Origin of the sequence: Nocardia sp. NPDC058058, assembly GCF_042885355.1 — a bacterium.
Lineage (GTDB): Bacteria > Actinomycetota > Actinomycetes > Mycobacteriales > Mycobacteriaceae > Nocardia.
This window is the reverse complement of record NZ_JBHVSA010000001.1, coordinates 299,928-315,283: the sequence shown is the minus strand read 5'-3', so window position 1 is coordinate 315,283 and position 15,356 is coordinate 299,928. Positions and strand designations below refer to the sequence as shown.

Genomic DNA, 15,356 nt, shown 5'->3' with positions numbered 1-15,356 from the left:
GTCGATCACACGCAGGTCACCGCGGGTTCCCGTCCGAAAATGCCACTGATCCGACGCATCGAGCCCGGGCGAATACGACCGTGGATCAGTCGAACTCGATCTCCGCCGCGACCGCGCGGTGATCGGGGCCCGGCGTACGCAACACCTCGGTATGCGGGACGGTGAGCCCGCGCACCAGGATGTGGTCGAGGCGGGCGATAGGGAAGGCCGCGGGCCAGGTGAAGGCCGCACCGGTGCGGATATCGCGATAGCCCGGGGCGAATCCGCGCCAGTTCCGGTCGGTGCTCGCGGTATTGAAATCGCCTGCGACGAGCACTCGTTCAGCCCGGTCGGCAGAGAGCTCACGCGAGAGGCGAGCCAACCCCCGGTCGCGGGCAGCGGTTTCGCCCGGGCGAATAGAAGGAAGATGTACGACATAGACAACCAGATCGCCTGCGGGCGTGGCGATATGGGTGCGCAGACCGCGATGCCAGTCGACTCCGACATCCACGGGGGTGGTATCCGATATCGGATATCGGCTCCACAGACCCACGGTGCCCAACTCGGTGCGATAGGCGAAGGTGTCGTCCAATACGCGCACAATCGCCTCCCGATTGGTGCCGCCGAGCTCCTGCACGGCCAGCACATCCGCCTCGGTGGCGACCAGGGCGCGAGCACTGGCACCGGGAGTCGCGTTGGCGGCGAACAGGTTCTGCGACACCACCCGCAACCGGGGCACGGGCGGTCCCGGATCGGCTGCGGGACCGGGAGCCCACCAGGAGCCGAAGAGATAGGCCCACACCAACAGTGGTGCCAGGGTGGCCACCGCACCCGCCGGACACCGACACAGCACCGCCCCCACCGCCAGCACCGGAACGAGCACACCCAGCCAGGGAGCGGCGATATCCACCGCGATACCCAACCCACCTGCCTCGGGAGCCCGATTGTGGCCGAGCATCACCAGCGCGAGAACCATTGCCGCACTGGCGAATATCATCGATCCGCCGAAACGTCGCGGCCGCACCGTCTGCGGTGCGGCGGCACTGCCGAACTTCCTCATCGGGCAGGGCTCGCGATCTGTTCGCGCCATGGTCGTCGCGCTCCCCGCCGCACGGCTCGACACGCGTGCCGCCCCCGACTCGGGCATCGTGGCTGATTCGGCGACGGCACGTTGACCATTCATTGCGCCGGGCATAGTCGTCGCGGTGCGGTGTCGCCCTTCAGTTGGGCGTCCACGCAGCCGCCGGGCAGGCCCTGGAACTCCGTGTCGCCGAAGTTGGCGGTGACGGTCAGGTCGCCGGTGCCGAAGACGGTGCGCTGGACCAGATGGTCGTCGGTGAGCCAGCGGAAGTCGGTCATGGGCTGGGTGCCGGCGGCCTCGTGCAGCGGGGCGAAGAACTGTTGCAGGCGGGCGATTTCCGGGCCGTGGGCGGTGAGGGCGGCGCGGTCCAGGGCGAAGTTCAGCGGGGTGTTGTTGAGGATCGCGGTCAGCGCGCGCATCGTCTTCTGTTGCGGCAGTTTGTCATATCCGAGTTCCCAGCGGTCGGTGTTCACCAGGGAGTCGTGCAGCACGGTTTCGTAGAGGGGGATGCGGTAGGCGGGGTCGAACATGGCTCGCACCAGGGGTTCGGGGAGGTCTACGGGTTTGAAGAACATCTTCGGTGCGTTCGCGGGGTAGTACGCGCCCCAGACGTCTCGGTCGCGCTGGAACTTCCAGAGGCGGTCCGAAATCGGGTTCTGGGCACCGTGATCGAACGCCAGCACCGGCGCGGCCCAGGCTCCGGCGGCTTCGGAGCCCAGGACCTGGCCGCGATCCGCCAGCCAGCGCATGCGCTCCAGGCGATTGGCGCGGTCCTGCGCCTGGTTCATCGGGTGAGCGGCGGTGTGGTCGTCGAAGAAGTCACCCGCGGCGTCGACATCGAGGAAATAGGTGTTCGCGCCGTTGGCGGACATCTGGGCGTAGCGATCCTGATACAGCGTCGGATCCTGTTTCAGCGCTTGCGAACTCACATAGCAACCGCGACCGCCGAAGCCCTGCTCCGGGGTTCCGTCGGCATCGTGGACGCAGCCGTCCGGCCAGATCGAACCGGGCCAGCGGGAGCTCGGATTGTCGGCGGTGGCCGGGTTCTGGGCGTTGTCCCACGAATCGTAGGGTCCGGCAAGGTATCCGGCGGCCTTGGCGGCATCGACCGCGGCGCGGGTCATCGGATGGTCGTCGGCGTCGTAACCGAGCCACATTCGGCTCAGGCCCAGATCGCGCATCTGCCGGATCGCGTCCGGATCGCGGCCATCACCCCACAGGTAGGCGTGAAACGCGCCTAGCAGCTTGGCCGTATCGGGATTGCGCGCGATCTTGTCCTGCAACGAGACGAATTCGCCTGTGCCGATGAGCTGTTCGCGATAGTCCTTGGCGGCGGCGACCGGCGACCCGTCGGTGAGCGCGAAGTTCACGGTGTAGTCCCGGGTGCCCGCACGCTCATCGAAATCATGTGCGGCCCTGGCCCGCAGCGCACCGTTCTCGGATTTCACCGTGAGGCTGCTGCCGATATCGGTGGGCACGGAGTAACCGACACCGTGCCCGCCCAGGGTGTAACCCCAGAACGGCATGGTCAGCGCGGAGGTGAGCGGCAGCGGTTCCCCGATCAGCCCGGTGTCCGGCCCGTTCCAGAACCGGTCGCGCACCGGCAGATTCAGGCCCTCGCCGCGCGGGATCTGCAGCGCGGTGGCCGCACTGTCACCGCCGGTGACCGGCCAGGTGAGCTGTCCATCGCGATTGCCGCGCAGGGTGACCCGCAAACGGCCGTCGACGGCGGCCGCGGTCACCGCGAGCGCCCTATCCGGATAGGACCAGTGCGCCGCACCGCCTTCCAGCTGTATCGGCCCGGGTGCGCCGAGCCGTTCACCGGCCGGTGCGGACAGTTCCAGGCGCTGCCCGTCGGCCAACGCACCGACCGCCAGCGAGGTGGTGTCCACCTCGGCCGTACCACCGGCGACGGGGATAACCACCTGATTGCCGTTCACCCGTGGGGCCACCGGGGCGAGCTCGTGCCCGCAGGCGGTGAGCCCACCCGCGACCAGGCTCAGCAGGCCGATCACGGCGGGTGCCCGATGCGATCTCCGAAGTCTCATGAGCCTCACCCTCACGCTCGCAGATGAGAGTCCGATGAGAAAGGCGCAGGTGGGGATATTACGTATAGTCCGATATGTGCGGGTACTGGTGGTCGACGATGAAGCCTCGGTGCGGGAGGCGCTGGTGCGTGCCCTCGATAGCGAGGGGTATGAGACGCACTCGGCGGCCGACGGCGGCGCGGGCCTGGAGCAGATTGCCCGCTGGCAGCCCGAGGTGGTGGTGCTGGATGTGCTGATGCCGTTCATGGATGGACTGACCGCGTGCCGCACGCTGCGCGGGCGCGGCGACCGCACCCCGATTCTCATGCTCACCGCCCGGGACGCGGTCGCCGATCGCATCGAGGGCCTGGACGCCGGCGCCGATGACTACCTGGTGAAACCCTTCGATCTGGACGAATTGCTGGCGCGGGTGCGCGCGCTGGTGCGCCGCACCTATCCCGAGGACGGGGTCCTGCTGGCCGCCGCGGATCTGGTGATGGATACCGGGGCGCACACCGTCAAGCGCGGGGCTCGCGAAATCGAGCTCAGCCGAACGGAATTCGCGCTCCTGGAGGTGCTGCTGCGCAATGCCGGACAGGCCCTGACCCGCGAGACGCTGATCGATCGCGTCTGGGGACACCAGTCCTCGAATTCGCTGGAGGTCTACATTCGCTATCTGCGCCGCAAACTCGAAGCACCGCAAGAGCTTCCGCTGATTCACACGGTGCGCGGGGTGGGTTATCGACTGGGTGCGGCGTGAGGCGGCTCGGACTGCGCGGCCGGATCGCCGTATTCTTCGTCCTCGCGATGGCTGCCGCACTGGCGGCCATGGGCGCGGCCGCCTACGTGGTGGTCGGGCATCAGCTGAACAGTGAGCTGGATCTGGGTTTGCGCCGCCAGGCGACCCGAATCGTGCGGCAGTTCCCGGTCGAGCCAGAGGTCGCCGCCATGTCCGGCTCGTGCGAGTACCTGGCCGCACCGAGCTGCGTGCAGGTGGTGGCGGCCGACGGCAGCATCGAATCCGAGCATGTGCCCGGGCATACGCTCCCGGTCGATGCCGAAACCCGTTCCGTGGCAGCGGGTTCGGCGGCCGGCGGATTCACCGATATCACCCTGGGCGGCTATGCCATGCGCATGTACACCGCACCCTTGCGGCCCGGCAGCGCGGTGCAGGTGGCGCAGCGTTCGGAGACGGTCGATATCGGCCTGCGCCGCGTCGGGCTGGCGCTGCTCATCGCGGCCGCAGGTGGCACGCTGCTGGCGATAGCGGCGGGTACGGTGCTGGCCCGTCGTGCGCTCGCCCCGGTCGCCACGCTCACCGAGGCCGCCGAGCGGGTGGCGCGCACCCGAGATCCCAACCAGCACATCACCATTACCGGGCACGACGAACTGGCGCGGCTCGGCACGAGTATCAACACCATGCTGGACGAGCTCGATGCCGCGCTGCGCGGTGAACGCGATTCCCGTGCGGCACAGCAGCGTTTGATCGCCGACGCCTCCCATGAGCTGCGCACCCCGCTCACCGCGCTGCGCACCAATATCGACCTGCTGCGCCGCGCGGCGCGCCTGTCCCCCACCCAACTCGAGGCGACCGTCTCCGCACTGCGCGTGCAGTCGGAGGAACTTTCGGGCCTGGTCACCGATGTCATCGACCTCGCGCGCGCCGACGATCCGACCGCGGTCCGCGAACCGCTGGAGGATCTGCGCCTGGACACCCTGGTCGCCGAGCGGGTCGAAGTGGCCCGAAGGCATTGGCCCGCGATCACCTTCGCGACCGACCTCAAACCGGTCACCATCGCGGGCGTCCCGGCCCGGCTGGCTCGGGCGGTGACCAATCTGCTCGACAATGCCGCGAAATTCAGTCCACCGGACGGCACCGTCGCGGTCACGGTGCGCGGTCGCGAACTCATCGTCCGCGACGACGGCCCCGGCATCACCTCCGAGGACGCCGACCACATCTTCGACCGCTTCTACCGCGCCGAAACCGCCCGATCCACCGCCGGACACGGACTCGGTCTCGCGATCGTGGCCCAGGTGGCCGATCTGCACGCCGCCCGGATCAGCGTCGACTCCGCACCGGGCCGGGGCACGCGCTTCAGCGTGATCTTCCCGCCGGGCGAACTCAGGGATTGATCGGCGGCAGGCAGGTATGGCACGCCTGCCAGGCCTTGGGCGTCAGCAGATGCGCGGTGCGCCCGAAGAAGCCGTGCAGCGCCGCACCGTGTTCGGCCGCCAGCTCGGAATTCTGGGTCATGACGTCCAATTCGTTGGCCGCGGTGATCTCCATGAACGCCGCCAGCATCGCCGGATCCGGGTGCTGATCGGTACCGGTGAATCGATCCCGGAACCGCACCGGGGAACCGTCGAGGCCCGGATAGGTGACGCCGCGATCGCAACTGCCGTAGAAGTACACCAGCGCCTCGGCCTGCTCCCCCAGCAGATTCACCAGGGTCGCCCGCTCGCCGAGATCGAGCAGCGATTGCCCGAACCCGTCGGTGCCATAGGCCGCATGGCACAGCCCGGCCGCCTGGATATGCGAATCCGCGTCCCATTCGGCGAGCAGATCCGCCACCCGTTTCAAATGCGCCAGCAGGGTTCCGCCGGGGTGCGGGATCGCCTCGGCCCCATGTTCGATGAGGAACCGCTCGATACGATCCCGCTGTGGAATGGACGATCCGGATGCGCTCACGAGCTCCAGTATCGGATCTACACCGGTTGCGGAACAAGCGAATTGGCGCGCTGGGTGTGACTGCGGAACTCCTGCGGCGGGCAGCCTCGCCACCGCCGGAAGGCCCGGATGAACGAGGCCGCCTCCGCATAACCGAGGCGGGTCGCCACCTGTTCGGTGGTCATCTCGGTATGACAGAGCAGCTCCTCGGCGAGCATCTGCCGCACCTCGTCGAGCAGCGCGCGGAAGGATGTGGCTTCGGCATTGAGACGGCGGGACAGGGTGCGCGGGCTCATGAACAGTTCCGCGGCCACCGCGGCCTGGTCGGGCACCGCATCGGGATTGCGTACCAGCAGGTCTCGCACCGTCCCGGACACGCCCGCACGAGCGTGCCTGCGGGTCAGCAGGTTTCGGCACAGTTGTTCGCGGGTGCCGCGCACCCACGCGGTGGGCTGCGGGAGCGGCAGATCCAGGTACATGCTGTCGAAGGCGGCCTCGTTGGCGGCCGCGCCGAAGATCGGGTCGATACCGAATATCGCCCGGTAGCGCGAGGTGTCGGCGGGGCCGCTGTGCCGGAAGCTCACCCGGTGCATGGGCATGCCCACCGCGAGCAGTTCGCGGCCGAAGAGCTGGATCGCGGTCATGACCCGCTCGGTATGGGCCGCGCGCGCGTCCTGGGGTATCTCCTGATCGTGGAAGATCAGCCGGGCCTCGCCCGCGGCTTCGGCGAAGGTCAATTGTCCTGCGGCATAGGGCGGTTCCGAATATCGCATCGCCACCTCCACCGCGTCGCGCAGGGTGCGACTGCTCAGTACCGCCAGGCACGCGGCGGGCGGTATGCCCGGCGCGGGCGGCCATAGCGTGCGTTCACCGTTGTCGCGCAATAGATCCCACTCGAACATGTACCAGGGTCCCCATCGATTCCGTCCACACTCGGCCCGGGGTGACCCGGACAGTCACACGATATGCCGAATCCGCCGTGTCTGAGTCAGTTTCCCATAAGGTTGGGACATCTCCCTATACTCCTGCGCCGCAATACCTTCCCGGCGGTCTCGTTTCGTCACGTAACAGAAATCGCGCCACCGCGATTGACACTCATCCGGTTTGCCGGACCGGTGACGACCCGAGGGATTCCGCATCATGAGCTCACACACTCTCCTGATTCTTCCTGCTCTGGCCCTTTCGGCCTTCGGAGTGGGAGTGTGGCTCGGTATTCGCTCGTGCGCCGGCGACGGGGATCGGCGCAAACATCCGGACGAAACACCCGCTAACGTTCTGACCCATGAGCACGCATTCCAGCCGCATCGTGGTGGTCACCGGCGCATCCTCCGGTATCGGTAAGGCGACCGCCGCGGCCTTCACCGCCAAAGGCGACAAGGTGATCGGCACCAGCCGCAATCCGGATTCGATCGCCGCGGCCGATCGGGTGCCCGGCGTGGACTACCGGGCCCTGGATCTCACCGACGCCGCCTCCATCGCAGCCTTCGTCACCGCGCTGGGCACGGTCGATGTGCTGATCAACAATGCCGGGGAGAGCCAGGCCGGGCCGCTGGCCGAACTGCCGGCCGCCGCCATCGAGCGCCTGTTCCAGCTCAATGTGCTCGGACCGGTCGCACTGACCCAGGCGGTGCTGCCCGGTATGCGCGAGCGCGGTTACGGCCGGATCATCATGGTCGGTTCCATGCTGGGCAGCTTCCCCATGCCCTACCGCTCCTCCTACGCCGCCACCAAGGCCGCGCTGCGCGGTTTCGCCACCGCCGCGCGCTTCGAGGAATCCCCGTTCGGAGTGTGGATCACCACCCTGGAACCGGGCCAGATCGATACCGGCCTGAGCGAGCGCCGCACCAAGTACATCGACGAAGGCTCCCCGCACACAGCCGATTTCGCCCGCTTCATGGCCAAGATGGACGAGAAGATGGGTCAGGGCATCACCCCCGAACGGGTGGCGAAGACCATCGTCGGCGCGGTCGAGGCGGACCGCCCGAAACCGCTCTACGCGGTCGGTTCCAACGCCCCGGTCATGTTCGCGATCCGCCGTCTGGTGCCGCGCACGGTGATGGAGCGCATGATCGCCGCCTCCTACGGTTTGCAGCGCTGAACCCCGGCCGCGATCGGCTCAGCCGAGTTTCAGGTCGCGGCCGATGATTTCGCGCATGATCTCCGAGGTGCCGCCGTATACCCGGGTGACGCGGGCATCGGCGGCGGCTCGGGCGATGGGGTATTCGCGCATATAGCCGTTGCCGCCGAAGAGTTGTTGGCAGCGGTCCAGGCAGCGGAACTCCATTTCCGAGGCCCAGAGTTTGGCTTTGGCGGCGTCGGCGGGGGTGAGCCGGGCCGCGTTGAGTTCGCGCACGCATTTGTCGATGAACGCCTCGGCGACCGAGACTTCGGTGGCCACATCGGCGAGCACGAACTTGGTGTTCTGGAACGTGCCGATGGTCCTACCGAAAGCTGTTCGGCCGGTGACGTATTCGACGGTGCCGCGGAGCGCGGCGCGGGCACGCGCCAGGCAGGCGACGGCGATCTGCATACGCTCCTGCGGCAGGTTGCGCATCAGGTATTCGAAGCCCCGGCCCGGCTCGCCGAGCAGGTTCTCCTTGGGGACGCGCACATCGGTGAAGTTCAATTCGGCGGTGTCCTGGGAGTGCAGACCGAGCTTGTCGAGATTGCGGCCGCGTTCGAAGCCCGGCATCCCGCGTTCGACGACCAGCAGGGTGAGGCCGCGGTGGCGGTCGGGTGACGTGCGCACCGCCGTGATGACCAGATCGGCGTTGATCCCGTTGGTGATGAAGGTCTTCGCACCGTTCACCAGGAAGTGATCGCCCATATCCACCGCGGTGCTGCGAATACCCGCGACATCGGATCCCGCACCCGGTTCGGTCATGCCGATGGCCGCGATCGAGGTGCCCGCCACGAAACCGGGCACCCAGCGCGCCCGCTGTTCGGCGGTGGTGAGCCCGGTCAGGTACGGCGTGCAGATATCGTTGTGCAGCGCGAAATTCAGGCCGACGCCCGCGCAATCGGCATCCATGAATTCCTCGATGAGAATTTGATTGAAGCGAAAATCGGCGACGCCGAGGCCGCCGTAGTCGCGCGGTGCGGCGAATCCGATCAGGCCGAGTTCCCCGGCGCGGGCGAAGACTTCGCGGGGCACGATGCCCGCGGCCTCCCACTCCAGATAGTGCGGCGCAACCTCTTTGCGCACGAAACCGCGGGCCAGTTCGGCGAAGGCGCGGTGATCGTCCTCATAGTGACCACGTTCCATGACTCCATGGTCGTGCCGAGATGCCCTGCTGGACCAGAGAATCGCGGCCACGATGGCGAGATCCGTTGCGGCCGTGCTGTTGCGCTATCGGTTGCCAGAGCGATGATCTTGGTGAACAATCGGCGATCAATTCTGGACCGCTCGGGGCGGGAACAGCAAAATGTGGGAGCGGGAACGAATGGCGGCGCGAGTCAGTCTGTGTTTTCTGGTGGAGGAGCAGTACCGCCGGGACGGCATGCCGCGCAGCGTGATTCACCAACTGCGAGCCTGGGGTCATCGGGTGGACGTGGTACGGCCCGGCGGCGAGCTATTGGATCTGAATACGCTGGTCGAACGCGGACACCATGACGCGTGGGTGCTCAAGACCGTCTCGGGCGGACCGGGGCTGGGCCTGCTCGAGGCCGCGGCGGCATCCGGACTCACCACCATCAATGACGCGAGATCGATTCGGGGCGTGCGGGATAAGGCCCGCGCCGCGGCGCTCGCCGCCGCGCACGGCCTACCCGTGCCCACCACCTGGGCGGCGGCCCGACCCCGGGACCTGGCCCGAATCCCGGCCGCGCGCTTCCCGCTGGTGGTCAAACCCGCCGACGGCAGTTCCGGTCGCGACGTGCGCGTGGTGGAACGGCCCGAACACCTGGCGGCTATCGACCGGGCGGATCAGGGCCTGCTCATCGCGCAGCCATTCGTCCCCAATTCCGGTGTGGACCTGAAGGTTTACTGCGTGGGCGGGCAGGTGTACGGCACCGAGCGCGTCTCACCGCTGCGCACCGGCGGCCGCAAGGCCCCCGATCGCTCGGTGACCCTGGAACCCGAGATCGCCGATATCGCGGCGCGCGTCGGTGCGGTGTTCGGCCTGGATCTGTACGGTCTCGATATCGTGCGCGGTCCGGACGGGCCGATCGTGGTGGATGTCAATGACTTTCCCAGCTTCGGTCAGATGCCGCGGGCGGTGCCGACCGTGGCCCGCGCCATCGTGGACCTGGCGCGCGGCGGTTCGGCCTGGCGCTTCGAACCGCGAATGCGCGAAACCCGTTTCGCCGAGCCACTCGCGGTGGGGCTCCGCTGATGCGCATCGGACTGCTCACCGGCGATCCGGGCCATCCGCTGCTGGCCGAGACCGCCGCACTGCTCACCGCACGTGGCCATCGCATCGAGCATCTCGCACCGGAAACCGCTGCGCCCCCGTCGGATCCGGCCGATATCTATCTGCTCAAGGCGCGTACACCCGCCGCGCTGCGGCTGGCCCGAACGCTGGAGGATCGCGGTGTGCCGGTGCTGAATTCGGCGGCGAGCACCGAATTCTGCCAGGACCGGGCATTCATGGCGCGGCGCGCGGTCGAGGCCGGGTTCCCGTTCGCGCCCACCACGGTGCTGCCCAATCCACGGCATCTCGGCGCATTCGAGCGACCGCTGGTCATCAAGAGCAGACATAGCCGCCGCGGCGATCTCGTCACCCGGGTGGCCGATCCGGACGAGCTGCGCGCGGTGGCGCGGCGCCGGCCGGATGAGCCGATCGTGGTGCAGGACTTCACCCCCGGCACCGGCTGGGATCACAAACTCTGGGTGATCGGCGATCAGGTCTTCGCCGCGCTGCGGCAATCGGAGTTCGCACCCGAACCCCGGCTGCCGGACCGGGCGTCCCGGATTCCGCATCCGTGGGCCGATCTGGCGCTGGCGGTCGGTGAGGTGTTCGGACTAGACATCTACGGTGTCGACATGCTCGAGGTGCACGGTTCGCCGGTGATCATCGACGTCAACGCCTTCCCGGGTATGCGCGGTCGCGCGGGTGCGCCCGAAGCGCTGGCCGCCCGCGTGCTCAACCCGGCCCCCGCGCGCCGATTGCGCACTCCCGCAGGCGTTTCCGCCGGATAGCGCTCACTTCGCGGGCGGGTTCTTCAGCAGGTAGTCGGCGGCGGCGCGGCCCACCGTGTACGCGTTGTCCAGGCCGAGCTGGAAGCCCGCCGTCGAATGGTCGATGTGGTCGATGACCGATTGCCCCGGGTACGGCTGGTCGAAATTGCTCACGGTGCGCAGCGAGAGGTACCGATCCAGATAGCCGTGCGCCCGCAGCGCGGTGGCGGTGGCGTTGTCTTCCATCTGGGTGGTGCAGTAGTCGCCCTGCCCCTTGGTACGCAGTCCCATGATGTAGCGGGCGGTGTCCGAGAGCTGTTTGCCGGAGTAGAAGTCGTCACCGGTCATGGTGTCGCACTTCATGACCGACGGCTTGCGGCCCTCCTGGCCCGGGTACATGGCACGTTCCGCGGTGGCTTCCGGACTGTCGGCCAGGGTCGCCTCGCGGGTGGCGTCGTACACCTTGTCCACCAGTGCGGTGTTGAGGTCATAGGCGGCGGTGTTGTAGTCCTCGACGGGACGATATCCGTAGGGGACGCCGGGGGTTTCGGCCGGATCCAGGTGATTGCCGAGATCGAAATCGACCACCCGGCGCGCCCACACGGCGGAGCCGAGGGTGCCCCGATCCGGCGGTGTGCCCGCGATACCGGCGGTGAGGAAATAGGCCCGGTCGAAGGTGAATTTATCGCTGCCGAGAATGGCCATCATGGTGGTGGCGGCATTGGCCTTGCCCTGACCGGTCTCGGCCACGCACAGGTGATCGTTATTGCAGCGCACCGGTTTGTACGCACCCGCGACCTCCACGGTGATGGGCAGCTTCTCACGTTGCAGCCAGACCGCGTTCTCGGGGTCGAACATGGTGATGACCAGGACGCCCACGTCGATGCGGTCGGCGTCGCGGTCCGATCCGCTGGAACAGCCCGTCAGCGCGACCATTCCGAGGGCGGTCACTCCGAGCACTGCGGCAAACTTCCGGCGACGTGAGGTCATGCCGCCAGACTATGCGACAGACCGACCAGTCCAAACTTTCGCGACACACGGTGCGAGCCCGGAATTCTCGGCCCCGGGCTGATCGCCCGGGACCGAGATCCGTACCTGCCGCCTACTCGCTCACCGCGAGTACCGTGCCCGCCGCGACGGTCCGGCTACCCTCGCGGATCGCGAAGCCGAGACCGGGCTCCAGCGGCACCGGACGCCCCAGGGTCACCGCCATCTCCACGGTGTCCCCCGGGAACGCGCGACCCTCCGGCAGCACCACATCGCCCACCACGTCACCGGTGCGCAGATAGAACTGCGGCCGGTAACCGCTCACGATGGACGTGCGCCGCCCGCCCTGCGCCGCGCTGAGCAGCTGCACCCGGGCGGTGAACCCGGTGTGCACGGCAATGCTGCCCGGCGCCGCGACCACCTGGCCGCGACTGACCTGACCGCGCTGCACACCGCGCAGCAGCAGTGCCACATTGTCGCCCGCCTCCGCCGATTCCATTGTCCGGCCGAAGGTTTCGACGCCGGTGACGATCGACTCCAGGCCGTCGTCGTAGCCCAGCACCGCCACCCGGTCACCCATGCGCACCCGGCCGCGTTCGATGGCCCCGGTCACGACGGTGCCGCGGCCGGTAATGGTGAGCACGTTCTCCACCGGCATCAGAAACGGCGCGTCGATGTAGCGCACCGGCATCGGGATGTACTCGTCGATCGCCGCGAGCAAACCCAGCAGCGCGGCCGACCACTCCGGATCGCCCTGCAGCGCGAGCAATCCCGAGACCGGAACCACGGGCAGCCCGTCGCCGTCGTAACCGTTGGCGGACAACAGCTCCCGCACCTCCAGCTCGACCAGTTCCAGCAGCTCGACGTCACCGGCGTCGGCCTTGTTCAGCGCCACCACGATGTGCTCGACCCCGACCTGCCGGGCCAGCAGCACATGCTCGGCGGTTTGCGGCATCACCCCGTCCAGCGCCGACACCACCAGGATCGCACCGTCGAGCTGGGCCGCCCCCGTGATCATGTTCTTCACGAAGTCGGCGTGCCCCGGCATATCCACGTGCGCGTAATGCCGTGTGGCCGTTTCATATTCGACGTGCGAGATATTGATGGTGATACCGCGAGCGATCTCCTCCGGCGCGCGATCGATGCGATCGAACGGTATGTAGGAGCCGCCGCCCTGTTCGGCCAGCACCTTGGTGATGGCGGCGGTCAGGGTGGTCTTGCCGTGGTCGACGTGACCCATGGTGCCGATGTTCAGATGCGGCTTGGTACGCACGAAAGCCTGCTTGGCCATGATGATTTCTCCGTCTGGGAGCCGTGATTACAGGGACCTCATGAGGAAGCGGACCTTCCCCGTCTGAGGTCCCGGGACGTCCCGGAGAAGGTCAGCTTCGTGCGCCGCCGAATGCCGCGACAACCAGCGCAGCGCTCGGCGCACCCGCGACTGCGGATGCGACGGCGATGGGGTACGCGAACATGGGGATCACCATGCCCGATGAGCGGCCAAGCGCGCCACTGGTTTTCGCGCGGCCCCCGACCCGGGTGCCGCGGGTTGCCGAACTAGCTCGTCCAGGCCAGCAGTGTGTCCACCGGCCAGGTGTTGATGATCCGGTCGGCGGGCACACCGTTGTCGAGGGCGCGCTGCGCGCCGTAGCCGAGGAAATCGAGTTGGCCGGGCGCGTGCGCGTCGGTGTCGATGGAGAAGTCGCAGCCGATGTCCAGGGCCAGTTTCAGCAGCCGGGTGGTCGGGTCGCGGCGTTCGGGCCGGGAGTTGATCTCCACGGCGGTGCCGTGGTCACGGCAGGCGGTGAAGACCGCTTCGGCGTCGAAGGCCGATTCCGGGCGGGTGCCGCGATTGCCCTCGACGAGTCTGCCGGTGCAGTGGCCGAGGATGTCCGCCTGGCCGCCGGATACCGCGCGCACCATGCGCCGGGTCATGGCGGCGGATTCCATCTTGAGTTTGGAGTGCACGCTGGCGACCACGATATCGAGGCGATCCAGTAGTTCGGGTTCCTGATCGAGCGAACCGTCATCGAGGATGTCGACCTCGATTCCGGTGAGAATGCGCATGGGCGCGAATTGTTCGCGCAGTTCGTCGATGACGTCGAGTTGCCGGCGCAGCCGGTCGGGTGAGAGGCCGTTGGCCACCGTGAGCCGGGGCGAGTGATCGGTGAGCGCGCAGTACTCATGCCCCAAAGCCTGTGCGGCGGCCATCATTTCGGCGATGGGGGCGACACCGTCGGACCAGTTCGAGTGCAGGTGCAGATCACCCCTGAGCGCCGCCCGCAGCTCACCTCCGCCCAGATCCCGCGCCGCCGTGCGCAGCTGTACCAGCGCGTCGGGCTCGCGGCCGGACCACGCCTGTGCGATCACGGCCGCGGTCTTGGGGCCGATACCGGGCAGGGACTGCCAATCGTTCGATTTACCGAGCTGCTCCCGCCGATCCGCGTCGAGTCCCTCGATGATGTCGGCGGCATTGCGGTACGCCGTCACGCGCCGGGTGTCCTCGCGGGCGCGATCCTTGTAGAAGGCGATCTGGCGCAGGGCTACGACAGGATCCATGCCTCCAGTGTGCGCGCGGGGGTCCGGATCAGCTCGACAGCACTCCGGACAATCCGGGCTTCAGTACCGATCCCAGCGCCGACCAGGGGATAGTGATGTCGAAGGGCCCAAGCGCCGCCGGACCGGCCTGTCCCATCTGGAAGTAGACGTGCATGCCCGCCGGGGTCGCCGTCCAGGCGTTGAAATGGTCGCGGGTGGGAGTGACGCCATTGGGGTCGAAGTACGTACCCGCGCGCGATTGCGGCCCGAGCGTCCCGGCCTGGGTCGAAAGCGCCAGCAGGCCCGCCTGCTCATCGGTGAACAGGTCCCCGATCTCCAGGGCCTTGCCGGTGTCGATATCGGTGACGTGCGTTGCCAATTCGGTCCACGGGTGTGCGCCGCCGCCGTCCACGCTTATCCAAAGCAGCCCGCTGACAACGTGATCGCCGATATGGTCGATCTTGCTCAGCTTGTTCGGATCGGTGAGGGACTTGGCGGCGGAGAAGTACCGATCGATGCGAGCTTGCAGCAGGGCATGCATGCCGGTGTTGAATTCGGTTGCGGCCGAACCGGTTCCGCCCGAGACCTGGGGAAGGGTGACATCGAAGGTCATGGACCCCCGATATCCGGTCACCTGGGCCTGCGCGGGAGTCAGCACGACGGTGGCGCGCGGTGGAATGGAATCCGCCGGTTGCGAGACACTGACCGAGCCGCCGACCGGATCGCCGGTCGGGCCGGTGCCGGTCGTATTGTCGCGGCATGCCGCCAAGCTCGCGGTCAGCGCCGCGATCGCCAGAATGGTTGCGGTCCTGCCGCGCATGGTCCCTCCCCGTGGCCGGTGCACCGTCGGTGGCCGGTGCTCGTAAGCAGGATCGCGATAGCGGCTCGAAACGAATCATCGAACCGCGAATGCCTCAATATTCCATCGTGGGAGGAGCGGATCGGTGCTGGCAGGCG

General features: G+C 67.7%; 15 protein-coding genes. 6 read left to right on the top strand and 9 right to left on the bottom strand.

The features are described 5' to 3' along the window. Positions 1 to 85 precede the first annotated feature (85 nt). A complete protein-coding gene (locus tag ACFVUS_RS01380) occupies positions 86 to 889 on the bottom strand; it encodes an endonuclease/exonuclease/phosphatase family protein (RefSeq protein WP_387761145.1) in 804 nt (267 codons plus the stop codon). Between the two features lie 34 nt (positions 890 to 923). Between ACFVUS_RS01380 and ACFVUS_RS01375 the strand changes: the two genes are divergently transcribed. Beyond that, positions 924 to 1,154 (top strand): hypothetical protein, encoded by a 231-nt coding sequence (locus ACFVUS_RS01375; RefSeq protein ID WP_387761144.1) that lies wholly within the window; start codon positions 924 to 926, stop codon positions 1,152 to 1,154. Between the two features lie 4 nt (positions 1,155 to 1,158). Here ACFVUS_RS01375 and ACFVUS_RS01370 read toward each other — a convergent pair whose 3' ends face one another. Next, entirely contained in the window at positions 1,159 to 3,108 is a 1,950-nt protein-coding gene (locus ACFVUS_RS01370) for a glycoside hydrolase (protein ID WP_387761143.1), read from the bottom strand. Positions 3,109 to 3,184: 76 nt separating this feature from the next. Here ACFVUS_RS01370 and ACFVUS_RS01365 point away from each other — a divergent pair, with 76 nt between their 5' ends. Beyond that, positions 3,185 to 3,847 carry a response regulator transcription factor gene (locus ACFVUS_RS01365; protein WP_387765345.1) on the top strand — a complete coding sequence of 221 codons (663 nt, stop codon included), beginning with the start codon at positions 3,185 to 3,187 and terminating at the stop codon, positions 3,845 to 3,847. Further along, positions 3,844 to 5,220, top strand: coding sequence for an ATP-binding protein (locus tag ACFVUS_RS01360; RefSeq protein WP_387761142.1), 1,377 nt, complete (start codon positions 3,844 to 3,846; stop codon positions 5,218 to 5,220). The genes ACFVUS_RS01365 and ACFVUS_RS01360 overlap by 4 nt, the downstream gene beginning before the upstream one ends. On the opposite strand, the gene ACFVUS_RS01355 is transcribed toward ACFVUS_RS01360, so the two are convergent. Next, a complete protein-coding gene (locus ACFVUS_RS01355; protein ID WP_387761141.1) occupies positions 5,210 to 5,776 on the bottom strand; it encodes a DUF6817 domain-containing protein in 567 nt (188 codons plus the stop codon). The genes ACFVUS_RS01360 and ACFVUS_RS01355 overlap by 11 nt on opposite strands. Before the next feature lie 17 nt (positions 5,777 to 5,793). Next, positions 5,794 to 6,657: a helix-turn-helix domain-containing protein gene (locus ACFVUS_RS01350; protein WP_387761140.1), complete on the bottom strand. Its 864-nt coding sequence runs from the start codon at positions 6,655 to 6,657 to the stop codon at positions 5,794 to 5,796. Positions 6,658 to 7,037: 380 nt separating this feature from the next. On the opposite strand from ACFVUS_RS01350, the gene ACFVUS_RS01345 reads away from it, so the two are divergent. After that, entirely contained in the window at positions 7,038 to 7,853 is an 816-nt protein-coding gene (locus ACFVUS_RS01345; protein WP_387761139.1) for an SDR family oxidoreductase, read from the top strand. 18 nt (positions 7,854 to 7,871) lie between these two features. Here the strand turns inward: ACFVUS_RS01345 and ACFVUS_RS01340 are convergent, their stop codons facing one another. Further along, complete coding sequence (locus ACFVUS_RS01340; protein ID WP_387761138.1) at positions 7,872 to 9,020, bottom strand: acyl-CoA dehydrogenase family protein; 1,149 nt, start codon at positions 9,018 to 9,020, stop codon at positions 7,872 to 7,874. A 178-nt stretch (positions 9,021 to 9,198) separates the two neighbouring features. Here ACFVUS_RS01340 and ACFVUS_RS01335 point away from each other — a divergent pair, with 178 nt between their 5' ends. Both ACFVUS_RS01335 and ACFVUS_RS01330 read left to right on the top strand, forming a co-directional pair. After that, entirely contained in the window at positions 9,199 to 10,089 is an 891-nt protein-coding gene (locus ACFVUS_RS01335) for a RimK family alpha-L-glutamate ligase (RefSeq protein WP_387761137.1), read from the top strand. Then, on the top strand, positions 10,089 to 10,895 hold the full coding sequence (locus tag ACFVUS_RS01330) for a RimK family alpha-L-glutamate ligase (protein WP_387761136.1): 807 nt from the start codon (positions 10,089 to 10,091) through the stop codon (positions 10,893 to 10,895). Before ACFVUS_RS01335 ends, ACFVUS_RS01330 begins: the two co-directional genes overlap by 1 nt. A gap of 3 nt (positions 10,896 to 10,898) precedes the next feature. On the opposite strand, the gene ACFVUS_RS01325 is transcribed toward ACFVUS_RS01330, so the two are convergent. From ACFVUS_RS01325 to ACFVUS_RS01310, 4 genes are all read right to left on the bottom strand, one after another. Beyond that, complete coding sequence (locus ACFVUS_RS01325; protein WP_387761135.1) at positions 10,899 to 11,864, bottom strand: purine-nucleoside phosphorylase; 966 nt, start codon at positions 11,862 to 11,864, stop codon at positions 10,899 to 10,901. Between the two features lie 112 nt (positions 11,865 to 11,976). Continuing rightward, complete coding sequence (gene tuf, locus ACFVUS_RS01320; protein WP_387761134.1) at positions 11,977 to 13,152, bottom strand: elongation factor Tu; 1,176 nt, start codon at positions 13,150 to 13,152, stop codon at positions 11,977 to 11,979. Positions 13,153 to 13,418: 266 nt separating this feature from the next. After that, positions 13,419 to 14,420 (bottom strand): PHP domain-containing protein, encoded by a 1,002-nt coding sequence (locus ACFVUS_RS01315; protein WP_387761133.1) that lies wholly within the window; start codon positions 14,418 to 14,420, stop codon positions 13,419 to 13,421. 28 nt (positions 14,421 to 14,448) lie between these two features. Further along, positions 14,449 to 15,219: an RsiV family protein gene (locus ACFVUS_RS01310; RefSeq protein ID WP_387761132.1), complete on the bottom strand. Its 771-nt coding sequence runs from the start codon at positions 15,217 to 15,219 to the stop codon at positions 14,449 to 14,451. Positions 15,220 to 15,356 lie beyond the last annotated feature (137 nt).

Bases quoted from the DNA above. Each gene is read 5' to 3' on its own strand.
- ACFVUS_RS01315 (WP_387761133.1), bottom strand. From the start codon at position 14,420: ATGGATCCTGTCGTAGCCCTGCGCCAGATCGCCTTCTACAAGGATCGC.
- tuf (WP_387761134.1), bottom strand. From the start codon at position 13,152: ATGGCCAAGCAGGCTTTCGTGCGTACCAAGCCGCATCTGAACATCGGC.
- ACFVUS_RS01345 (WP_387761139.1), top strand. From the start codon at position 7,038: ATGAGCACGCATTCCAGCCGCATCGTGGTGGTCACCGGCGCATCCTCC.
- ACFVUS_RS01330 (WP_387761136.1), top strand. From the start codon at position 10,089: ATGCGCATCGGACTGCTCACCGGCGATCCGGGCCATCCGCTGCTGGCC.
- ACFVUS_RS01310 (WP_387761132.1), bottom strand. From the start codon at position 15,219: ATGCGCGGCAGGACCGCAACCATTCTGGCGATCGCGGCGCTGACCGCG.
- ACFVUS_RS01325 (WP_387761135.1), bottom strand. From the start codon at position 11,864: ATGACCTCACGTCGCCGGAAGTTTGCCGCAGTGCTCGGAGTGACCGCC.
- ACFVUS_RS01350 (WP_387761140.1), bottom strand. From the start codon at position 6,657: ATGTTCGAGTGGGATCTATTGCGCGACAACGGTGAACGCACGCTATGG.
- ACFVUS_RS01340 (WP_387761138.1), bottom strand. From the start codon at position 9,020: ATGGAACGTGGTCACTATGAGGACGATCACCGCGCCTTCGCCGAACTG.
- ACFVUS_RS01370 (WP_387761143.1), bottom strand. From the start codon at position 3,108: ATGAGACTTCGGAGATCGCATCGGGCACCCGCCGTGATCGGCCTGCTG.
- ACFVUS_RS01335 (WP_387761137.1), top strand. From the start codon at position 9,199: ATGGCGGCGCGAGTCAGTCTGTGTTTTCTGGTGGAGGAGCAGTACCGC.